This is a genomic window from Bordetella genomosp. 12, from assembly GCF_002261355.1.
GTDB lineage: Bacteria > Pseudomonadota > Gammaproteobacteria > Burkholderiales > Burkholderiaceae_B > Bordetella.
On sequence record NZ_NEVU01000002.1, the window covers coordinates 790,905 to 809,611 of the forward strand.

16 protein-coding genes are annotated in these 18,707 nt (G+C 64.1%); 13 read left to right on the top strand and 3 right to left on the bottom strand.

Features of this window, described 5'->3' with window-relative positions:
• Positions 1-80: 80 nt before the first annotated feature.
• Complete coding sequence (cadR, locus tag CAL22_RS09180) at positions 81-515, top strand: Cd(II)/Pb(II)-responsive transcriptional regulator (RefSeq protein ID WP_094812422.1); 435 nt, start codon at positions 81-83, stop codon at positions 513-515.
• Positions 516-671: 156 nt separating this feature from the next.
• A complete protein-coding gene (locus tag CAL22_RS09185; RefSeq protein ID WP_094812424.1) occupies positions 672-1,274 on the top strand; it encodes a nitroreductase family protein in 603 nt (200 codons plus the stop codon).
• A gap of 76 nt (positions 1,275-1,350) precedes the next feature.
• Here CAL22_RS09185 and argH read toward each other — a convergent pair whose 3' ends face one another.
• Positions 1,351-2,763, bottom strand: coding sequence for an argininosuccinate lyase (gene argH, locus CAL22_RS09190; protein ID WP_094812426.1), 1,413 nt, complete (start codon positions 2,761-2,763; stop codon positions 1,351-1,353).
• A gap of 110 nt (positions 2,764-2,873) precedes the next feature.
• Here argH and CAL22_RS09195 point away from each other — a divergent pair, with 110 nt between their 5' ends.
• A complete protein-coding gene (locus CAL22_RS09195; protein WP_094812428.1) occupies positions 2,874-4,181 on the top strand; it encodes a mechanosensitive ion channel family protein in 1,308 nt (435 codons plus the stop codon).
• 75 nt (positions 4,182-4,256) lie between these two features.
• Positions 4,257-6,311: an NAD(+) synthase gene (locus CAL22_RS09200; protein WP_094812430.1), complete on the top strand. Its 2,055-nt coding sequence runs from the start codon at positions 4,257-4,259 to the stop codon at positions 6,309-6,311.
• Between the two features lie 55 nt (positions 6,312-6,366).
• Here CAL22_RS09200 and CAL22_RS09205 read toward each other — a convergent pair whose 3' ends face one another.
• Positions 6,367-7,257 (bottom strand): LysR family transcriptional regulator, encoded by an 891-nt coding sequence (locus tag CAL22_RS09205; RefSeq protein WP_094812432.1) that lies wholly within the window; start codon positions 7,255-7,257, stop codon positions 6,367-6,369.
• A 121-nt stretch (positions 7,258-7,378) separates the two neighbouring features.
• On the opposite strand from CAL22_RS09205, the gene styA reads away from it, so the two are divergent.
• From styA to CAL22_RS09240, 7 genes are all read left to right on the top strand, one after another.
• The gene (gene styA / locus CAL22_RS09210) at positions 7,379-8,644 is read left to right on the top strand and encodes a styrene monooxygenase subunit StyA (RefSeq protein WP_094812434.1); all 1,266 of its coding nucleotides are present in this window, start codon (positions 7,379-7,381) and stop codon (positions 8,642-8,644) included.
• Between the two features lie 84 nt (positions 8,645-8,728).
• On the top strand, positions 8,729-9,238 hold the full coding sequence (gene styB / locus CAL22_RS09215; protein WP_094812436.1) for a styrene monooxygenase NADH-dependent flavin reductase subunit StyB: 510 nt from the start codon (positions 8,729-8,731) through the stop codon (positions 9,236-9,238).
• A gap of 46 nt (positions 9,239-9,284) precedes the next feature.
• Positions 9,285-9,794 (top strand): styrene-oxide isomerase StyC, encoded by a 510-nt coding sequence (gene styC / locus CAL22_RS09220; RefSeq protein ID WP_094812438.1) that lies wholly within the window; start codon positions 9,285-9,287, stop codon positions 9,792-9,794.
• Positions 9,795-9,845: 51 nt separating this feature from the next.
• Positions 9,846-11,336 (top strand): phenylacetaldehyde dehydrogenase StyD, encoded by a 1,491-nt coding sequence (gene styD, locus CAL22_RS09225; protein ID WP_094812440.1) that lies wholly within the window; start codon positions 9,846-9,848, stop codon positions 11,334-11,336.
• 52 nt (positions 11,337-11,388) lie between these two features.
• On the top strand, positions 11,389-12,081 hold the full coding sequence (locus CAL22_RS09230) for an OmpW/AlkL family protein (RefSeq protein ID WP_094812442.1): 693 nt from the start codon (positions 11,389-11,391) through the stop codon (positions 12,079-12,081).
• Between the two features lie 118 nt (positions 12,082-12,199).
• The gene (gene paaK / locus CAL22_RS09235) at positions 12,200-13,528 is read left to right on the top strand and encodes a phenylacetate--CoA ligase PaaK (RefSeq protein WP_094812444.1); all 1,329 of its coding nucleotides are present in this window, start codon (positions 12,200-12,202) and stop codon (positions 13,526-13,528) included.
• Between the two features lie 458 nt (positions 13,529-13,986).
• Complete coding sequence (locus tag CAL22_RS09240) at positions 13,987-14,325, top strand: P-II family nitrogen regulator (RefSeq protein ID WP_094812446.1); 339 nt, start codon at positions 13,987-13,989, stop codon at positions 14,323-14,325.
• A 149-nt stretch (positions 14,326-14,474) separates the two neighbouring features.
• On the opposite strand, the gene CAL22_RS09245 is transcribed toward CAL22_RS09240, so the two are convergent.
• A complete protein-coding gene (locus tag CAL22_RS09245; RefSeq protein ID WP_094812448.1) occupies positions 14,475-15,380 on the bottom strand; it encodes a LysR family transcriptional regulator in 906 nt (301 codons plus the stop codon).
• A gap of 111 nt (positions 15,381-15,491) precedes the next feature.
• On the opposite strand from CAL22_RS09245, the gene ggt reads away from it, so the two are divergent.
• Both ggt and CAL22_RS09255 read left to right on the top strand, forming a co-directional pair.
• Entirely contained in the window at positions 15,492-17,120 is a 1,629-nt protein-coding gene (gene ggt, locus CAL22_RS09250; RefSeq protein ID WP_094812450.1) for a gamma-glutamyltransferase, read from the top strand.
• 65 nt (positions 17,121-17,185) lie between these two features.
• Entirely contained in the window at positions 17,186-18,706 is a 1,521-nt protein-coding gene (locus tag CAL22_RS09255) for an ABC transporter substrate-binding protein (protein ID WP_094812452.1), read from the top strand.
• Position 18,707: the final 1 nt, after the last annotated feature.

The following is an 18,707-nucleotide window of genomic DNA, read 5'->3' on the forward strand; positions in this document are numbered from 1 at the left end:
CCTTATATAGCGGGAGAAGCTGTTGGCATTGCACACCCTGGAGTTACTATAGGGTCAAGCGTTGCGAACCGGAGCCCAGGATGAAGATCGGTGAATTGGCCAAGGCGGCCGCCACGACGGTGGAGACAGTCCGCTACTACGAGCGTGAAGGGCTGCTGCCCGCGCCGCAGCGGGGCATGAACAACTACCGCAGCTATGGGCAGGTGCATCTGGAGCGGCTGCGCCTGATCCGCAATTGCCGCGCCCTGGACATGACCCAGGACGAAATCCGCGCCATCCTCAGGCTGGCCGACAATCACCAGGCCGGCTGCGGCGGCATCAATGAGCTCTTCGACGAGCATATCGCTCACGTGGATGCCCGCATTGCCGAGCTTACCCAGCTCAGAGCCCAGTTGACCGAGTTGCGCCAGCGCTGTGTCGCGGCGCATCCCGACGCCGACGATTGCGGCATTCTGCACGGGCTGTCCGAGATGCAGGTGGACGAGCGCCCGGAGCGCCACACACACCTGGGGTGATCCGCGCGCCAATACCCGTACCGCCGGGCGGGGAGATAGGCCGGGCGGCGCGGGGCGCGCCTACAATAGGAACGTTTCTCATTGATCGGCCCGGCGCATGAGGCCCGGGTCAGGCGGCTTGCTACCATAGCTGCCCTCCGCACCCATTCGAGCACCATGACCGACGCCCTGACCCAACCCGCCCTGCATGCGCTGAATACGCGCCGTTCCGTGAAGTTTCTGCGCGCGCCGGCGCCCAAACCCGACGAGCAGGCGCTGATCCTGCAAGCCGCCATGAGCGCGCCGGATCACGGCGCGCTGCGTCCCTGGCGTTTCGTGCGCATTCAGGGCGAGGCCATCGACCGCTTCGCCGATGTGGCCCTGGATGCGGTCAAGCGCAGCGGCGACGTCCGCATGACGCCCGAAAAAGAAAAATCCGTGCGCGCCTGGATGGCCGATGTGCCGCTGTTTCTGGCCTTGGCAGCCAAGATCGATCACAACTCCAAGGTCTGCGAGCAGGAGCAAGTGCTGGCCGCGGGCGCGGCCGTGATGAACATCCTCAACGCCACCCATATGCTGGGTTATGGCGCCTTCTGGAGCACGGGCCTGGGCACGTATGTCGAAGCAGTGCAGGAAATTCTCGGCCTGGATCCGCTGGAGTACCGGTTCCTGGGCTATCTGGCCATAGGCACGCCGGCTTGCGCCGTACCGCAGCACGAACGTCCGGACTTCCGTGAGTTTCTGAGCGACTGGACGGGCGAGACGCCGGCAGCCGGATAGGCGCGGGCGCCGGCCCGGCCAAGCAAATGGGCCCCGTAAGGGGCCCATTTGCTTGGGTGCCGGAAACCGGCGTGCCTCAGGCGGTTTCGTCGATGACGCGTTGCGCCTCGATGCGCACGCGCTCGGGAGCCGTGCCGCCGATGTGCTTGCGCGCGGCCACCGAGCCTTCCAGGGTCAACACATCGTGGATGTCGGCCTCGATGGAGGGGTGATAGGCCTTGAGCTCATCGAGCGTGAGATCGGCCAGGTCGCAGCCCCGCTGCTCGCAATCGCGCACGGCATGGGCGACCACTTCGTGGGCATCGCGAAAGGGCAGACCGCGCTTGACCAGGTAGTCGGCCAGGTCGGTGGCGGTGGCAAAACCCTGCAGGGCCGCAGCACGCATATTGTCGGGCTTGACCTTGATGCCGCCGGCCATGTCGGCAAAGATGGTCAGCGTATCGCGCACGGTGTCGACCGTGTCGAACAGGCCTTCCTTGTCTTCCTGGTTGTCCTTGTTGTAGGCCAGCGGCTGGCCCTTCATCAGGGTCAGCAAGGCCACCAGGTGGCCATTGACGCGTCCGGTCTTGCCGCGCGCCAGTTCGGGCACGTCGGGGTTTTTCTTTTGCGGCATGATCGAGCTGCCGGTGCAGAAGCGGTCGGCCAGGTCGATGAAGCCCACGCGCGGGCTCATCCACAGCACCAGTTCTTCCGACAGGCGCGAGACGTGCGTCATGATCAGGGCGGCCGCGGCGCAGAACTCAATGCCGAAATCGCGATCCGAGACGGCGTCGAGCGAGTTGCGGCACACGCCATCGAAATCCAGGCTGCGGGCGACGCGCTCGCGGTCGATGGGATAGGACGTGCCGGCCAGGGCGGCGGCGCCCAAGGGCAGGCGGTTGACCCGCTTGCGGCAGTCGGCCAGCCGCTCGGCATCGCGGCCGAACATTTCGGCATAGGCCAGCAGATGATGGCCGAAGGTGACCGGCTGGGCGACCTGCAGGTGGGTAAAGCCGGGCATGATGGTCGCGGCGTTGTCCAGGGCCACGGCGGCCAGGGCGTGGCGCAACTGGCGCAGCAGGCCGATCAGGTTATCGATCTCATCGCGCAGCCACAGGCGGATGTCGGTGGCGACCTGGTCGTTACGCGAGCGGCCGGTGTGCAGGCGCTTGCCCGCGTCGCCGACCAGCTCCACCAGGCGCTTTTCGATGTTCAGGTGCACGTCTTCGAGATCGAGCAGCCACTGAAAGCTGCCGGCGTCGATTTCCGAGAGGATTTGCTGCATGCCGCGCTGGATGTCGGCCAGATCCTGGGCGGAGATGATGCCCTGGGCGGCCAGCATGTCTGCGTGCGCCAGCGAGCCGCGGATGTCGTGGCGCGCCAGGCGCTTGTCGAAATCCACCGACGCGGTGTAGCGCTTGACGAGATCGGAGACGGGTTCGGAGAACCGTGCGGACCAGGCTTGGGCCTTGTTGGCGAACTGGTCTTGCTGGGAGGAATGATTTGCCATGATGGCGGGAATTATAGGGCCTGGAAGGCGGACTGGCGCACGGGCGTTGCCGGCCGCGATATCGGATAATGTGACCGCAAGGACCCCGAGGCAAGGAGCAAGCGTTGACGATGCAGTGGCAAACCGTGGCCGCCACCCTGGACGAGTACACCCCCACCCAGGCCTGGGCACAGACCCTGGTCGGCGTGGCGGTGCTCGCGCTGGCGGCGCTTTTCATTCAGTGGGTGGTGGCCCGGCTGGTGCTCTATTTTGCCCATCGCCTGTTGCGCGCCTCCGGCCATGAAGACTGGGACCAGGCCTTGCAGCGCCGCCGCGCCTATCAGAATCTCTGGTATGCCGTGCCCTTCGCGGTGGTTTCCGTGGGCATCGGGCTGGTGCCCCACGCCGAGCGGGTCGTCACGCTGGTCGGGCGGCTGGCGCACGCGGGTGCCTGGATCTGTGTTTTCGTCGCCGTCAGCGGCGTGCTCAGCGCCTGGCAAGACACGTACTCGGCGACCACGCGCGCGCAGACCCGTTCCATCAAGGGGTATATCCAGATCTCCAAGCTGATCATGGTGGCCATCTGTGTGGTGCTGGTGCTGTCCATCCTCATGGACCGCTCGCCCTTATGGATGATCTCCGGCCTGGGCGCGCTGTCGGCGGTGCTGCTGCTGGTGTTCAAGGATACGCTGCTGTCGCTGGTGGCCAGTACGCAGCTGACCTCCAACGACATGCTGCGCATCGGTGATTGGATCGAAATGCCGCAAGCCAACGCCGACGGTTTCGTCAAGGACATCGCGCTGCATACGGTGAAGGTGCAAAACTGGGACAACACGGTGACCACCGTGCCGACCTACAAGCTTTTCTCGGAGAGCTATCGCAACTACCGGCAAATGTTCGAGTCCGGCGGGCGGCGCATCAAGCGCACGCTGCGCATCGACGCCACGTCCGTGCGCTTTCTGGATGCCGCCGAGTCCCAGCATCTGATGCGGTTTCGCCTGCTGCATGACTATCTCCAGGCCAAAGAGACCGACCTGGCGCGGGCCAACCAGGAGCTGGGCGAACTGGCCGAGGTTCCGGCCAACCGGCGCCGGCTGACCAATATCGGCACCTTTCGCGCCTATGCGCTGGCGTATCTGCGCCAGCATCCCGAGGTGCGCCAGGACATGGCCATGATGGTCCGCATGATGGAGCCCCAGGCCGAGGGCATCCCGGTGGAGATCTATTGCTTTACCGCGTTGACGGCCTGGGTCGAGTACGAGCGCATACAGGGCGATATCTTCGATCATCTGCTGGCCATCCTCCCGGAGCTGGGCCTGCGCCTGTATCAACAGCCGTCGGGCGCGGACCTCTCCGCTTTTTCCGGCCAGTTGCGGCAGTCGGTGCTGCGTGAAGCCCGGCTCGAGCAGGCGCTGCCGCCCGTGCAAAGACCGGGCTGACAGCAAGGGCAATGGGGGCGTCCCGTGCAAGAAGTCGAGTCGTCAGGCATGATGGTGGCAACTAAGGATACGAGCATGAAAAAGGCATTTTTGAACCTTTATAACCACGGTTTTGCCCGTGTCGCCGTCGGTGTTCCGGAGTGCCGCGTCGCGGACCCCGCCTTCAATGTGGCGCAGACGCTGGCGCTGGCTCGGCAGGCTGCCGCCGACGGCGCCGTGCTCGTTGCCTTCCCGGAGCTGGGACTGTCGGCGTACACCTGCGATGATCTGTTCCACCAGGAGGCACTGCTGGATGCCTGCACGCGCGCCCTGGGCGAGCTGGTCCAGGCCTCCGAGACGCTGGACCTGATCATGGTCGTGGGCCTGCCGCTGCGGGTCAATCACGCGCTGTTCAATTGCGCGGCGGTCGTGGGCGCCGGCCGTGTGCACGGGATCGTGCCCAAAAGCTATCTGCCCAATTACGCGGAGTTTTACGAAGCCCGGCAGTTCAGCGCGGCCGACTGCGCCACCGTCGACAGCGTGCGGCTGCTCGGTGCGGACGTGCCCTTTGGCGCGTCGCTGCTGTTTGACGTACCTGGCATCCCGCATTTCAAGTTTCATGTCGAAATCTGCGAGGACGTATGGGTGCCCATTCCCCCCTCGTCCTTCGCCGCGCTGGCAGGAGCCACGGTTCTGTTGAATCTGTCCGCCTCCAACATCGTGATCGGCAAGTCCGCCTACCGGCACCAATTGGTCAGCCAGCAATCGGCGCGCTGCCTGGCGGCCTATCTGTATTCCTCGGCCGGCAAAGGCGAGTCCACCACGGACATGGCCTGGGACGGGCAGGCGCTCATTTATGAAAATGGCGAGCGCCTGGCCGAATCGGAGCGCTTTAGCGATGCGTCGCATCTCATTTATGCGGACATCGATGTCGAGCGGCTATCGCGCGAACGCATGCACCAGACGACCTTCGCGCAATCGGCGCGACGGCATCGCGAAGAGGTCGGGCGGTTCCGCGTGGTGACGTGTGACGTGCCGGTCGACACCACGCATGACTTGCCCTTGCGGCGCAGCGTCAAGCGCTTTCCGTACGTGCCCGATGACGTGCGCGGGCGCGAAGCGCGCTGCCGCGAGGTGTACAACATCCAGGTCACGGCCCTGGTCCAGCGGCTGGCCTCCAGCAATTTGTCCAAGGTCGTCATCGGCGTGTCGGGCGGGTTGGATTCCACCCACGCCCTGCTGGTTTGCGCCCAGGCCATGGATCGCCTGGGCCTGCCGCGCACCAACATACTGGGCGTGACCATGCCGGGGTTTGCGACCAGCGACCGGACGCTCGCGCAGGCGCGGCGGCTGATGCAGGTCGTGGGCTGCTCCGCTTCCGAGGTCGATATCCGGCCGAGCTGCCTTCAAATGCTGAAGGACCTGGGCCATCCCTTCGTCAACGGCGAGGCGCAATACGACATCACCTTTGAAAATGTCCAGGCCGGCGAGCGCACCAATCATCTGTTCCGGCTGGCCAACTATAGCGGCGCAATCGTGATCGGCACCGGCGACCTGAGCGAGCTTGCGCTCGGCTGGTGCACCTACGGTGTGGGCGATCACATGTCTCATTACAGTGTCAACGCCAGCGTACCCAAGACCCTGATCAGCCATCTGGTCCGCTGGGCCGCCGACACGCTGGAAGGGGACGCCGACGGCGCCCAGGTCCTGCGGGAGATCGTCGATACCGACATCAGTCCGGAGCTGGTCCCCGGCGCGCAAGCGGGCAAGATCGAGCAGAAGACCGAGAGCGTGATCGGGCCCTACGAACTCCAGGATTTCAATCTTTATCACGTGCTGCGCTTTGGCTTCCGTCCGTCCAAGGTCGCCTTTCTGGCCCTGAGCGCCTGGGGCGACAAGGCCGCCGGCAGCTGGCCCGCGGATATGGCCGGCCAGCCGCGCGACTACTCCCTGGCTGACATCAAGAAGAACCTCGGCATCTTCCTGTTCCGGTTCTTCAAGATCAGCCAGTTCAAGCGATCGTGCGTTCCCAACGCGCCCAAGGTCGGCACCGGCGGCTCGCTGAGTCCCCGCGGCGATTGGCGCGCGCCGAGCGACTCCGAAGCCAGTGTCTGGCTGGCCGACCTCGAGAACATCCCTGACAAAACCTAGGCAGCGGGCGGCGCCGGCCGGCAACGCCCGGCGCCGCATGCCAACGATAGCGGCATCAGAGTCCCTTTACGTGCTCCAGCACAAAGTCGATGAAGACACGTGCGCGTTGCGACAAAAATCGGGTCTGCGGATAGACGATGTTGATGGGTTGCGGCGTGGCGTAATAATCGGTGAGCAACGCCTCCAGTTTGCCTGACTGGATGTCGGCGTTGACGCGCCAGGCGGGCACGAGACTGACGCCGAGGTGCGACAAGGTGGCTTCGCAAATCGCGTCCAGGTCGTTGACCCGTATTGCGCCGCTGATCTCCACGGCCTGACGGCCGTTTTCCGAATCGAACTCCCAGCGGCTCCAACGCTGAGCATAGGCATAAGCGATACAGCTATGGTCGGCAAGGTCCTGCGGGGATTCCGGGCGGCCATGCCGTTTGAGGTACTCCGGGCTGGCCACGACCATCTGTTGTTCCATGCCCAGTGTGCGCGTGACCAGCGTGCTGGAAGGGAGCTGACCGACCCGGATTCCCAACTCCATTCCTTCCTCGACGAGGTCAAGCGTGGAGTCGGTAAAGACCAGATCCAGAATCAGGCGCGGATGCCGGGCCAGTAGTTGGGGAAGCAGCGGCATGATCAGGCGCCGCCCGAATGCGCCCGGCATGGTGACGCGCAGAGTGCCGGCCACGCCGGTCGCGGGAACGCCGCGGGTCTCCGAGCGCACCACGTCGACGGCATCGATGAGTTGCCGGACATGAGGATAGAGCTGCAAGGCCTCCGCGGTGGGGCTCAACTTGCGGGTGGTGCGCCGAAAGAGCTGCATGCCCAGGGTTTCTTCGAGCGAGGCGATCTGCTTGCTCACCGCGGATTGGGATATTCCCTGGGCCCGGCCCACCGCCGAAAAACTACCGCGTTCGAGCGTTCGCAAAAAGGTCTGTAAAAGCAATAGGTTATCCATTTCTCTCGCTTTTATTCAATCCATACTGGAATGTATGTTAATCCACCTAGCCTGGTTTTCGATTAAATGGCACGAGAATATATTCACTCCCATTCCAAACCAAAACGTAGGGAGACAAACCGTGGCTCGTAAGAGAATCGGCATCATTGGCGCCGGGACGGCCGGCTTGCATCTGGGTCTTTATCTTCTGAAGCACGGCGTGGATGTCACCATCCACACCGACCGCAAGCCCGAGGAATACGCCTCGATGCGGCTGCTGAATACCGTGGCGCATCATTCGGTCACGGTTGCGCGGGAGGCCGCGCTCGGGGTGGACCATTGGCCCGATATGGGCTACTACGGGCACTATTACTACATCGGCGGGCCGCAGCCCCTGCGGTTTTACGGCGACCTCGTCAATCCCAGCCGCGCGGTCGATTACCGGATTTACCAACCCCGGCTCATGGAAGACTTTCTTGAGCGCGGCGGCGACCTGGACTATCGAACCCTGGATGCCGCAGATATACCGGCCATGGCCGATGCCTATGATTTGATCGTGGTCAGTACCGGTAAGGGGCCGCTGGGCCAGATGTTTCAGCACCGCGCGGAGTTTTCCCCCTTCGATCGTCCCCAGCGCCTGCTATGTGCCGCGCTGTTCAAAGGCATCGAACAGGCGGACATCCGTGCCGTCACCATGTCTTTCTCACCCGGCCATGGCGAGATGATCGAGATTCCCACCGTCTCGTTTGGCGGAATGGTCACGGCGCTGGTGATCGAGAACATTCCGGGCGGCGACATGGAAATCGTCGCCAGGCAGAAGTACGACGAAGACCCTGCGGGGTTCATGAAAATGTTGCTCGGAAAACTGCGTGTTCACCATCCGAGCGTTGCCGAACGGATCAACGAACGCGAGTTCGATCTGGCCAACAGCCCGCTGGACATTTTGCAGGGTGCCGTCACGCCCACGGTACGGGCCACGCACATGCCGCTGGGCAATGGCAAGATGGCCTTGGCGCTGGGCGATGTGCACGCGACGGTCGACCCGGTGCTGGGGCAGGGCGCCAACATGGCCTCGCACGCCGCGTGGATCGTGGGAGAGGAAATCGTGCGGCAGGACGTTTTCGACGAGCGCTTCTGCGAGCACGTGAACCTGCGTCGCCAGGACCGCGTGCTTAGCGCGACGCGCTGGACCAACTTCATGCTGACCAATCTGCGGACCCTGCCGGTCGAACTGCAGCAGTTCATTGGCGAGCTCTATCAGAACCGCGATCTGGCTGATGCGTTCACCGACAACTTCAATTATCCGGAGCGGCAATGGGATGTGTTCTCCAGTCCGCAACGCATGGCCGCCTGGTGTGAGCGCCTGAAGGCGCAGGCCGCAGACAGAAGCGTTCCTGCGGCCGCCTGACCCGCCGCGTTTCCCCAACAACAGGTTTTCACTGTCCTTCCCATACTGGGACGGGAGGGTGGCTTCCTGCGCCCGTGAGCTGCAATGACCAATACCGAACTTGGCCCCGAGGCCCTTTCCATCGACGAACGAACGCAGTTTCGACAGGCAGTTTCTCAGTTTGCAACCGGCATCGCGGTGGTGTCGGTGCAGGCCGAGAACACGGCCGAGGTCCATGGGATGACGATCAATAGTTTTACGTCGGTCAGTCTCGACCCGCCGACGGTGCTGATCTCGCTCAAGAGCGGCCGAACCCACGGGCTGATCCGCAATCATCTGCGCTTTGGTGTCAGCGTCCTGCATGACGAGCAGGTCGGCCTTTCGGCGCTTTTCAGCGGTAAAGCGCCAGCGGATTCTCGGCCCGAGTTCGTCGTGCCGAATCATTCTCCCGTCCTCCGTTCGGCGCTGGCTTGGTTCGAATGCGAAGTCCAACAGCAGGTGGACATCCATGATCACACGCTCTTTATTGCGCGCGTCACCGCCAGCGGGTGTGTGCAAGGAGCGCCATTGTTGTTTTTCTCCAGTCGATACCACCGGCGCCAGAGCTGGTCTTGAGCCGGTCTGAGCGCGCGCCCTCATTCAATGTTTTTTGGAGACAGTCATGGACAAGTCATTTCAACAGCGCATGGCCGGCCACGGCGTACTCATGATTTTTTGCACGCTGCTGTTCGGCCTTGGCCTGTGGATGAAGTTATTGGAGGGGTTCGAGCTGTATCCCGGTTTCATTTTGCCTTTCAACATCCCTGGCACGCCCGAGGGATGGGCGCGGGCTCACGTCGGGCCCGCCCTGAACGGGATGATGGTGATCGCGGTCGCTTTCGTGCTGCCCGGGCTGCACTTTAAGGAAGGCGCGCAAAAGTGGCTTGGCTGGATCGTGGTCGCGGACGGCTGGTCCAACGTCATTTTTTACTTGTTCTCCAACTTCGCCTCCAACCGCGGCTTGTCCTTTGGCGGCAATCGCTTTGGCCCGGGCGACGTATTTGGGGTCATCGCTTTGGCGCCTGCCTATCTATTCGGTGTGCTGGCGATGGTGGCGCTGATCGTGATCGGCTGGGCTGCTGTCCGGCCCAGGTCCGGGCAAGCACATGCCCGGCGTGCCGAGGCGGCGTAAGGCGGCGTGGACACGCGCAGATTCCGACGACAGATTATTCAGGAATTCACTATGGATACCCAAGCTTCAGAATGCGCTACCGCGCTGCGCGACAAGATGCTGATCGGCAGCGAATGGCGGGAGGCGCAGTCCGGCGCCACGATACCGGTCTTCGACCCCGCGACCGGCAAGGCGATTGCCTGTGTGCCAGATGGCAGCGCCGCAGACGTGGATCACGCCGTTGAAACGGCCTGGCGGGCCTTTCGTTCCCCGGCCTGGTGCGCGATGCCGCCGGCGGCCCGAGAGCGGCTCCTGCTTCGTTTGGCCGATCTGCTGGAGGCCAACGGCGAAGCACTTGCCCTGCTGGAAACCCGGAACAACGGCAAGCTTCTGGCTTACTCGAGGATGTTCGAAGTCGGGGCCGGCGCGCAGTGGTTGCGCTACATGGCCGGATGGGCAACCAAGATCAGCGGCTCCACGCTGGACCTGTCATTGCCCCTGCCGCCCGGGCGGCGCGCATCGGCCTTTACCCGAAGGGTTCCCGTCGGGGTGGTGGGCGCCATCATCCCCTGGAACTTCCCCCTGTTGATGGCGATATGGAAGATCGCGCCCGCCTTGGCCTGCGGCAACGCGGTGGTGCTCAAACCGGCGGAGGAAACGCCGCTCACGGCGCTGCGGCTGGGCGAACTGGCCTTGGAGGCCGGCTTTCCGCCTGGCGTGCTGAATGTCGTGACGGGACGAGGGGAGAGCGCCGGGGCCGCGCTGGTTGCGCACCCGAAAGTCAGCAAGATCGCTTTCACCGGCTCTACCGAGGTGGGGCGGTTGATCGGCTCGGTCTGCGGGCGCAACCTCAAACCGGTGTCTTTGGAGCTTGGCGGGAAAAGTCCGGTCATCGTACTGGATGACTGCGATCCGGCCATCGCGGCTCAGGGGGCGGCCGAGGCGATCTTCTTTAACCATGGCCAGGTGTGTACCGCGGGTTCACGACTGTATGTGCATCAGGGTATCTATGACGCCGTGCTCAGCCGCCTTGCCGAGATCGCCGACGGCATGGTCGTCGGTTCCGGCCTGGCGGCGCAGACACACATGGGGCCTTTGGTATCGCAGCGCCATCTTCAGCGCGTGCGCGGCCTGATCGACTCCGGGATCGAGGACGGCGCCGAGCGGCTGTGCGGCGCAGCGGCCGTGCCTGACGAAGGTTATTTCGTACGTCCGACGGTTTTTGCCAATCCTGACCGACGGCCCATGACGTTGCTGACGGAAGAAGTCTTCGGACCGGTGTTGGTGGCGATGCCCTTCACCGACCTTGCCGACGTCGTGGCGCAGGCGAACAACAGTGTCTATGGATTGGGCGCCAGTGTCTGGACGAACCGCCTCGACGCCGCGATGAATCTGTCGGCATCGCTGGAGGCGGGCACGGTCTGGGTGAACACCCACAACATGGTTGATCCCAATCTGCCCTTTGGCGGCTTCAAGGACTCGGGTATTGGCCGCGAACACGGCGCTGCCGCGATTGACAGCTACACCACCGCCAAGGCGGTGTGCCTGACGTACGCCCAATGAAGGCTGGCCGGGCCGTCGCGCCCTGCCGAAACAGAAAAAATCAGGAGACGACATGCGTGCAAAGCAATGGGCCGGACGGGCAGGCAAGAGCCTGATCGCGGCGTTCTTGGCGTGCCCCGCGGTGGGCGGATTGGCGCAGGCGCAGGAGGCCGGGGCGCGGGAGGAGCCAGGTCCGTGGTACCTCAGGGCGGGCCTGGCCTGGGCGGCCTTTGACGAACGGGCCGACCTCAAGGCGGGCGGGCAGACTGTGCCCGGGGCCAATGCCAAGGTGAAGGACAACCTGACCTTGCTGGCGGAGTTCGGCTACCACTTCACGCCGAACATCGCCCTCGGGTTGCTGGTGGGCTATCCGCCTACGACCACATTGAGCGGCGCGGGGTCGGTGTCGAGTGTCGGCAAGATAGGCAAGGTGAAATATGCCCCCGCCGCCTTGACCCTGCAATACCAGTTCACCCAGCTGGAGCGCTACAGCCTTTACCCCTACCTCGGGGCGGGCGTGACCTATATGAAGATCTTCAATGCGAAGGACGGCAACGTTACGCATTTTGATGCCAAGGATGCCTGGGGCGGGGTGGCGCAGGCGGGCCTGGAGTATCGAATCACACCGCATCTGGGCGTGTTCCTGGATGTGAAGAAGTTCATCGTTCATACCAAGGCAAGCGGCTATCTCGGGCCGGCGCCCGTGCGCGCGGCCGTCACGCTGGATCCGCTCGTCACGACGGTGGGCCTGGCGTTTCGCTTCTAGGTATCCGCGCCGGGCGGCAGGCTCTCCCTGCAAGCGTGTGCGGGGGGCTGCGCAAGAGCGCGTTTTCAATCCATCGGCGGGATGGCGATGCCAGCCGGCTTAGAGCGGGAGAACTGAAATGGCGGGACACCTTCCCGGCGCGGACTGGCCTGCGGCCATCGAGCGCGTGAGCACGGATGAACTTCAGGCGCTGCAGCTGCAGCGCCTGCGGAAGACCTTGGAGCATGCCTATGCGCATGTCGGGCACTACCGAAAGACCTTCGACGCAGCAGGCGTGCATCCCAGTGACCTGAGAGTCCTGTCGGATCTGGCGAAATTTCCGACGACCTCAAAAAGCGACCTCAGGGACAACTATCCCTTCGGCTTGTTCGCCGTGCCGCGCGAAGCGCTCGTCCGTGTGCATGCGTCCAGCGGCACCACGGGCCGGCCTACCGTGGTCGGCTACACCCAAGGCGACATCGATACCTGGGCCGATGTCGTGGCCCGGTCGATTCACGCGGCGGGGGGACGGCGCGAAGACACGCTGCAGAACACCTTCGGCTATGGGCTGTTCACGGGAGGCTTGGGCATTCATTATGGCGCGGAGCGGCTGGGATGCCTGGTGATTCCCATGTCGGGCGGGCAGACGGAAAAGCAGGTCCAGCTGATTCGGGACTTTTCTCCCACGATTATGCTTGCCACGCCTTCCTACATGCTGACGATGATCGACGAAATGGAGCGGCAGGGGATGGATCCGTCCCGGACCAGCTTGAAGCGTGGGATCTTTGGCGCCGAACCCTGGACCGAGGCGATGCGCCGGGAGATCGAGGGCCGTCTTGGCATCGATGCCGTCGACATTTATGGCTTGTCAGAAGTCATCGGGCCGGGCGTGGCCTGCGAATGCGCCGACAGCAAGGATGGCCCGGTGATATGGGAAGACCACTTTTATCCGGAAATCATCGATCCGCTGACGGGCGCGGTGCTGCCGGACGGCAGCCAGGGAGAGCTGGTCTTCACTTCCCTGACCAAGGAAGCGATGCCCATCATCCGCTATCGGACGCGCGATCTGACCGCACTGTTGCCCCCCACGTCCAGATCGATGCGCCGCCTGGCGAAAATCACGGGGCGCTCAGACGATATGTTGATCATCAGGGGCGTCAACGTGTTTCCGACGCAGATCGAGGAAATCATTCTGGGCCTTCCCGCGCTGAGCGCGCAGTATCAACTGACGATCAGCAAAGAGGGCTATATGGATGCACTGGCCGTCGCGGTGGAGGCCAGGCCGGAGATCTGCCCCGGCCTGGCGGACAGAGAACGCCTGCGGCTGGCCCGGGAACTTCAGCAACGCATCAAGGACAATGTGGGGGTGTCGACCCGAGTCTCGATCGTGCCTTGCGGACACATACCGGCCAGCGTCGCGGGCAAGGCCAAGCGGGTGGTCGACGTTCGCCCGATGGGGCCGGGTTGAGCCGGGCGGGCAGGGCCCGCGCGGCGACGGTGGTGCGCGGCCTGATGCCTTTTGAAGGCGGCAGGCGGCAGAACGAAGTCGTGTAGACTTGCGCGGCTGACGCATCCGTCCGTCTCGACAGGGCGTCCTCCAGGTGTCTGCGCCTGGCGGATAGTGCGGCCAGGGGCGGTCCGGCCCGGTGCTGCGGCCTGGCCCGGCTTGCCGGCTGGCGCGACGTGCAGAGTGGCCGCCGCGGCGGGCCGTGATCGGCCCCGCGCGTGGTGACCGAGGGGGGCGGCTGCCGCCGGCCGGGCGGCATTGCGGCTTATCTGCATCAATGCCGAGGGGCGCTGTCAGGCGCGGCCCGGATTGCGCGCGACGCGCTGCGCATTTGGCCGGGATTGGCGCTATTCTGTTAGCACCGGATGTCTCAACTCCCCCTGAGTCAGCACGCCACAATAATCTCCAGGACTGAGAAAGTGAAACAAGTTACCGCCATCATCAAACCGTTCAAGCTCGACGAGGTTCGCGAGGCGCTGGCCGAGGTCGGCGTCAGCGGCCTGACGGTCACCGAGGTCAAGGGTTTCGGCCGCCAGAAAGGGCACACGGAGCTGTACCGAGGCGCGGAGTATGTGGTGGATTTTCTGCCCAAGATCCGGGTCGAGGTGGTGTTGGCCGACGAGCTGGTCGATCAGGCCATCGAGGCCGTCCTCAAGGCTGCGCGCACCGGGAAAATCGGCGATGGCAAGATTTTCGTGACACCTGTGGAACAGGCCATCCGGATCCGCACGGGCGAGGCGGACGAAGAGGCGCTTTGACGGGGTCCGTCGCGGCAAGGCATGCCGCGGCCGGCAGGCGCCGCGGCGCGATCCGCCAGATTTCAAGGCCCGAGGCCGGCACTGCGCCGGGCTCGGGCCTTTTGCATGGCCTGGCGTGCGCGCCACTCGGGGTCCGGCGCCGCAAGCGGCTAGCGCGGCGGGGGCAGGGCGCGCGCGGTGAAGATCTCCTGGCAGGCCTGGCAGATGGCGCCCGTGATGTCCTGACGTGCGTGTTCGCGCCGCTCGAGCATGCCGATGGCGCGCGAGGTCGGGCCGAGGTCGGCAGGCAGGGGGAGTACCCGTAAATCCCGGCTGTCGAGCCAGTTGGCCCCGTTGAGCAAGGGCAGCAGGGTGACACCGGTTTCCTGGCGCACGAGCTCGACCAGGGTTTCAATGGCGTTGAGTTCCAGAAATTCGGTAACGGTGATGCCGAGACGGCGCAGTACGCGATCGATTTGCAGACCCGTGCGCTGGGTGCGGTCAAAGCGCAGAAAGGGGTTGCGTGCCAGGACCTCATGGACGTCCGAACCGCCGCTGGCCCCGGGGTGGGCGAGAACGACGAGCGGCTCCTCGTAGAGGGCCGTCCAGCGGGTGGAGGCCATCTTGCGCCCGGCCTCCACGACGAAGGCCGCGTCCAGTTCGCCGGCCTCGACCTTGCCGGCCAATTCACTGGCTTTGCCCGACAGTACGCGCACGTCCAGACCGGGGTGCTGGCGCTTCATCAGGGTGACGACCTTGGATAAGGTGCCCATACAGGAGACGATGGCGCCCACGGAGACCGCGCCGGCCAGCGCGTCCGAGGTCGTGCGCGGCAGGCGCAGGCGTTCGTACAGGTCCAGTAATTGTTTGATTTCGGGCAGCAGCTCGCGGCCGGCCGCATTCAGAATGGCCAGGCGGCCGCTGCGGTCGAACAACTCGCGGCCGAGCTCGGCTTCCAGCGAGCGCATCTGAAAGCTCACCGCGGCCTGGGTCAGCGCGACCTGTTCGGCGGCTTCGGCGAAGGTGCCGTGGTGCGCCACCGCCAGAAAGGTACGCAAAAAGCGCAGGGTGCTCATGCTGTTCGATATACAAAAATAGTTTTAATGACGGAGCAAAAAATCAAATTGATTTAATTAAATCACAAGTGTAATTTCACCCGTTTGTCCCCGAATCCCGAGAGCCGCGCCATGAAACCGTTCGACTGGAGCAATCCCTATCCCTCCCACCGCATTCCGCTGTTTGCGCGCAATGTCGTGTCGACCTCGCATCCGCTGGCCGCGCAGGCCGGGCTGCGCATCCTGCTCAAGGGAGGCAACGCCGTGGACGCCGCCATCGCGGCGGCCGCGACCATCGTGCTGGTCGAGCCGGTCTCCAATGGCCTGGGCAGCGACTGTTTCGCGATTCTGTGGGATGGCAAGGCGCTGCATGGCCTGAACTCCTCGGGCACGGCGCCCGCGGCCTGGAGCGTCGAGTATTTCAAGCGCAAGTACGGCACGGATGCCGCCGGCCTGGCCAAACAGCCCAAGCGCGGCTGGGACACGGTCACCGTTCCCGGCGCGGTCGCGGGCTGGTCGGCCCTGCATGAAAAATTCGGCAAGCTGCCGTTTGAACAGTTGTTCGAGCCGGCCATCGAGATCGCCGAGCGCGGTTACGCCGTGCCGCCGGTGGTGGCGCATAAATGGGCCGCGGCGGCGCAGGAACTGAGCGAGCAGCCCGGTTACGCCCAGGCCTTCCTGCCTCAGGGCCGCGCGCCCAAGGTGGGCGAGCACTTCCGTTTCCCCGACGCGGCCTATGCGCTCAAGCGCATCGCCGCCAGCGGCGGGCGTGATTTCTACGAAGGCGAACTCGCCGAGCGTATCGCGGCCTTCAGCAAAGAATGCGGCGGCGCGCTGACGCTGGACGACCTGCGCAATTACCGCCCGCAGTGGGTCGAGCCGATTCGCAAGGCGTATCGGGGCTATGAACTCAACGAAATCCCGCCCAACGGGCAGGGGATCGCCGCCTTGATCGCGCTGGGCATCTGCGAGAAGTTCGATCTGGCCAATATGCCGGTGGATTCGGCGCAGTCGCAGCACGTGCAGATCGAGGCCATGAAGCTGGCCTTCGCGGATCTCTACCGCTATGTGGCCGACCCGCGCTGCATGGAGGTCACGCCGGTGCAGATGCTGGATGACGCCTATCTGGCCAGCCGCGCCAAGCTCATCCAACTGGACCGCGCCACCCATTTCGGGGCGGGCCGCCCGCACGCCGGCGGCACCATTTATCTGACCGCCGCCGACGAAAACGGCATGATGATTTCTTTCATCCAGTCCAACTACATGGGGTTTGGTTCCGGCGTGGTCGTGCCGGGCACGGGCATCAGCCTGCAGAACCGTGGCGTCGGTTTCTCCATGGATCCGGCCTCGGCCAACGTGGTCGAAGGCGGCAAGCGCCCGTTCCACACCATCATTCCGGGTTTTCTCACCCAGGGTGGCCAGCCGGTCATGAGCTTTGGCGTCATGGGCGGCGACATGCAGCCCCAGGGACATTTGCAGACGGTCGTGCGCATGCTGGACTATCACCAGAATCCGCAGGCGGCCTGCTGCGCGCCGCGTTGGAAGGTCAACCGCGACTTCACGCTGGATATCGAGTCCACCATGAACCCGGCCGTGGTCCAGGCACTCAAGGAAATGGGGCACTCGCTGAAGTCGGTCGACGATCCTTACATGGATTTCGGTGCCGGCCAGTTCATCTGGCGCATGCACGGCGCAGACAATGAACTCGGTTATGTGGCTGCCAGCGACACCCGTCGCGACGGCCAGGCCGTCGGTTTCTAAGCATGGCGCGGGCGCCCCGCCAAGCGGCAGGCGCCTCTTTTCATCAACAAGGGGAAATAAACACGATGCGTACCTGGAAACCTTTGGGACTGGCCATGGCGGCCACCACGCTCGCGCTGGCGGGCACGGCAGCCCTGGCGCAGGATCTGCGCATAGGCCTGCAGGAGGATCCCGACGTACTGGATCCGCACCGCGCGGTCACCTATGTGGGCCGCATAGTCTTCACGTCGCTGTGCGACAAACTGGTGGATCTGGACGACAAACTGCATTTCGTGCCGCAATTGGCGACGTCCTGGTCCTGGAGCGACGACAACAAGGCGTTGACGTTCAAGCTGCGTGACGACGCCTATTTCCACGACGGCAGCAAGTTCGACGCCGCCGCTGCCAAGGCCAACCTCGAGCGCGCCATGACGCTGCAAGACAGCATGCGCAAGGGCGATCTGGCTTCGGTCGAGAAGATCGACGCACCCGATGCCCAGACGCTGGTTCTGCATCTGAAGCGCCCGGACGCCACGCTCGTGGCCCAGTTGTCCGACCGCGCCGGCATGATGCTCTCGCCCAAGTCCTTCGAGGGCGAGGCCGCGGCCGTGGGCCGCAAGCCGATCTGCTCGGGGCCGTACAAGTTCGTCGAGCGCGTGCAGAACGATCGCATCGTGCTGGAGAAGTTCGACAAGTACTACGATGGCAAGGACTACGCTTTCAAGCGCCTGATCTTCCTGCCCATTCCCGATACCACCGTGCGGCTGTCCAATCTGCGCGCCGGCGGCCTGGACATTCTTGAGCGTCTGAATCCCTCGGATGCCCCGCAGGTCCGCAACGACAAGAGCGTGCAGTTCAAGTCGGTTTCCGGCCTGGGCTTTCAAGAGGTGTTCTTCAACCTGGCCAATGGCAAGCGCGCCGAGACCAGCCCCTTCAAGGATGCACGCGTGCGCAAGGCGTTTGAGCTGTCGCTGGACCGCAACGTCATCAACGAGGTCGTGGGCGGCGGTATTTTCGAGCCGGCCGGCCAGGCTTTCCCGCCGGGCGGCCCCTATCACTCGAGCAAGTTCCCGGCGCCCAAGCGCGACGTGGCCAAGGCGCGCGCGCTGCTCAAGGAAGCCGGGCTGGACAAGGTCAAGGCGGAGTTTGCCTTCGGCAACAACACCACTACCTCTGCCATCGCCGAGATGATCCAGGCCATGTCGGCCGAGGCGGGATTCGAACTCGCCCTGCGCCCGACCGAGTACGCCGCCTTGCTGAATGAGGCGCGGGCCGGCAACTTCGAGATCGTCATGCGTGGCTGGTCGGGCCGGGTCGATCCGGACGGCAACCTGTACCCGTTCGTCAGCTGCAAGGGCGCCCTCAACGACGGCCGCTACTGCAACCCCGAAGTCGACAAGTTGCTGACCGAAGCGCGCACGGTGCCCGATGAAGCCAAGCGGATGGCGATTTACGACCAGGCGCAGAAGCTGCTGCACGACGACGCTCATAACTTCTACCTGTACTATCAGCCCTGGCCTTTTGTGCTGGGCAAGAATGTGCGTGGTTTCACCGCCTATCCCGATGGGATGATCCGCCTCAAGGGCGTGAGCCTGGCGCAGAAGTAAA

Excerpts from the sequence above, each read along its gene's own strand:
- cadR (WP_094812422.1), top strand. The coding sequence starts at position 81 with ATGAAGATCGGTGAATTGGCCAAGGCGGCCGCCACGACGGTGGAGACA.
- CAL22_RS09195 (WP_094812428.1), top strand. The coding sequence starts at position 2,874 with ATGCAGTGGCAAACCGTGGCCGCCACCCTGGACGAGTACACCCCCACC.
- styB (WP_094812436.1), top strand. The coding sequence starts at position 8,729 with ATGACCAATACCGAACTTGGCCCCGAGGCCCTTTCCATCGACGAACGA.
- CAL22_RS09200 (WP_094812430.1), top strand. The coding sequence starts at position 4,257 with ATGAAAAAGGCATTTTTGAACCTTTATAACCACGGTTTTGCCCGTGTC.
- CAL22_RS09255 (WP_094812452.1), top strand. The coding sequence starts at position 17,186 with ATGCGTACCTGGAAACCTTTGGGACTGGCCATGGCGGCCACCACGCTC.
- styD (WP_094812440.1), top strand. The coding sequence starts at position 9,846 with ATGGATACCCAAGCTTCAGAATGCGCTACCGCGCTGCGCGACAAGATG.
- styC (WP_094812438.1), top strand. The coding sequence starts at position 9,285 with ATGGACAAGTCATTTCAACAGCGCATGGCCGGCCACGGCGTACTCATG.
- CAL22_RS09185 (WP_094812424.1), top strand. The coding sequence starts at position 672 with ATGACCGACGCCCTGACCCAACCCGCCCTGCATGCGCTGAATACGCGC.
- CAL22_RS09230 (WP_094812442.1), top strand. The coding sequence starts at position 11,389 with ATGCGTGCAAAGCAATGGGCCGGACGGGCAGGCAAGAGCCTGATCGCG.
- ggt (WP_094812450.1), top strand. The coding sequence starts at position 15,492 with ATGAAACCGTTCGACTGGAGCAATCCCTATCCCTCCCACCGCATTCCG.
- paaK (WP_094812444.1), top strand. The coding sequence starts at position 12,200 with ATGGCGGGACACCTTCCCGGCGCGGACTGGCCTGCGGCCATCGAGCGC.
- CAL22_RS09245 (WP_094812448.1), bottom strand. The coding sequence starts at position 15,380 with ATGAGCACCCTGCGCTTTTTGCGTACCTTTCTGGCGGTGGCGCACCAC.
- CAL22_RS09205 (WP_094812432.1), bottom strand. The coding sequence starts at position 7,257 with ATGGATAACCTATTGCTTTTACAGACCTTTTTGCGAACGCTCGAACGC.
- argH (WP_094812426.1), bottom strand. The coding sequence starts at position 2,763 with ATGGCAAATCATTCCTCCCAGCAAGACCAGTTCGCCAACAAGGCCCAA.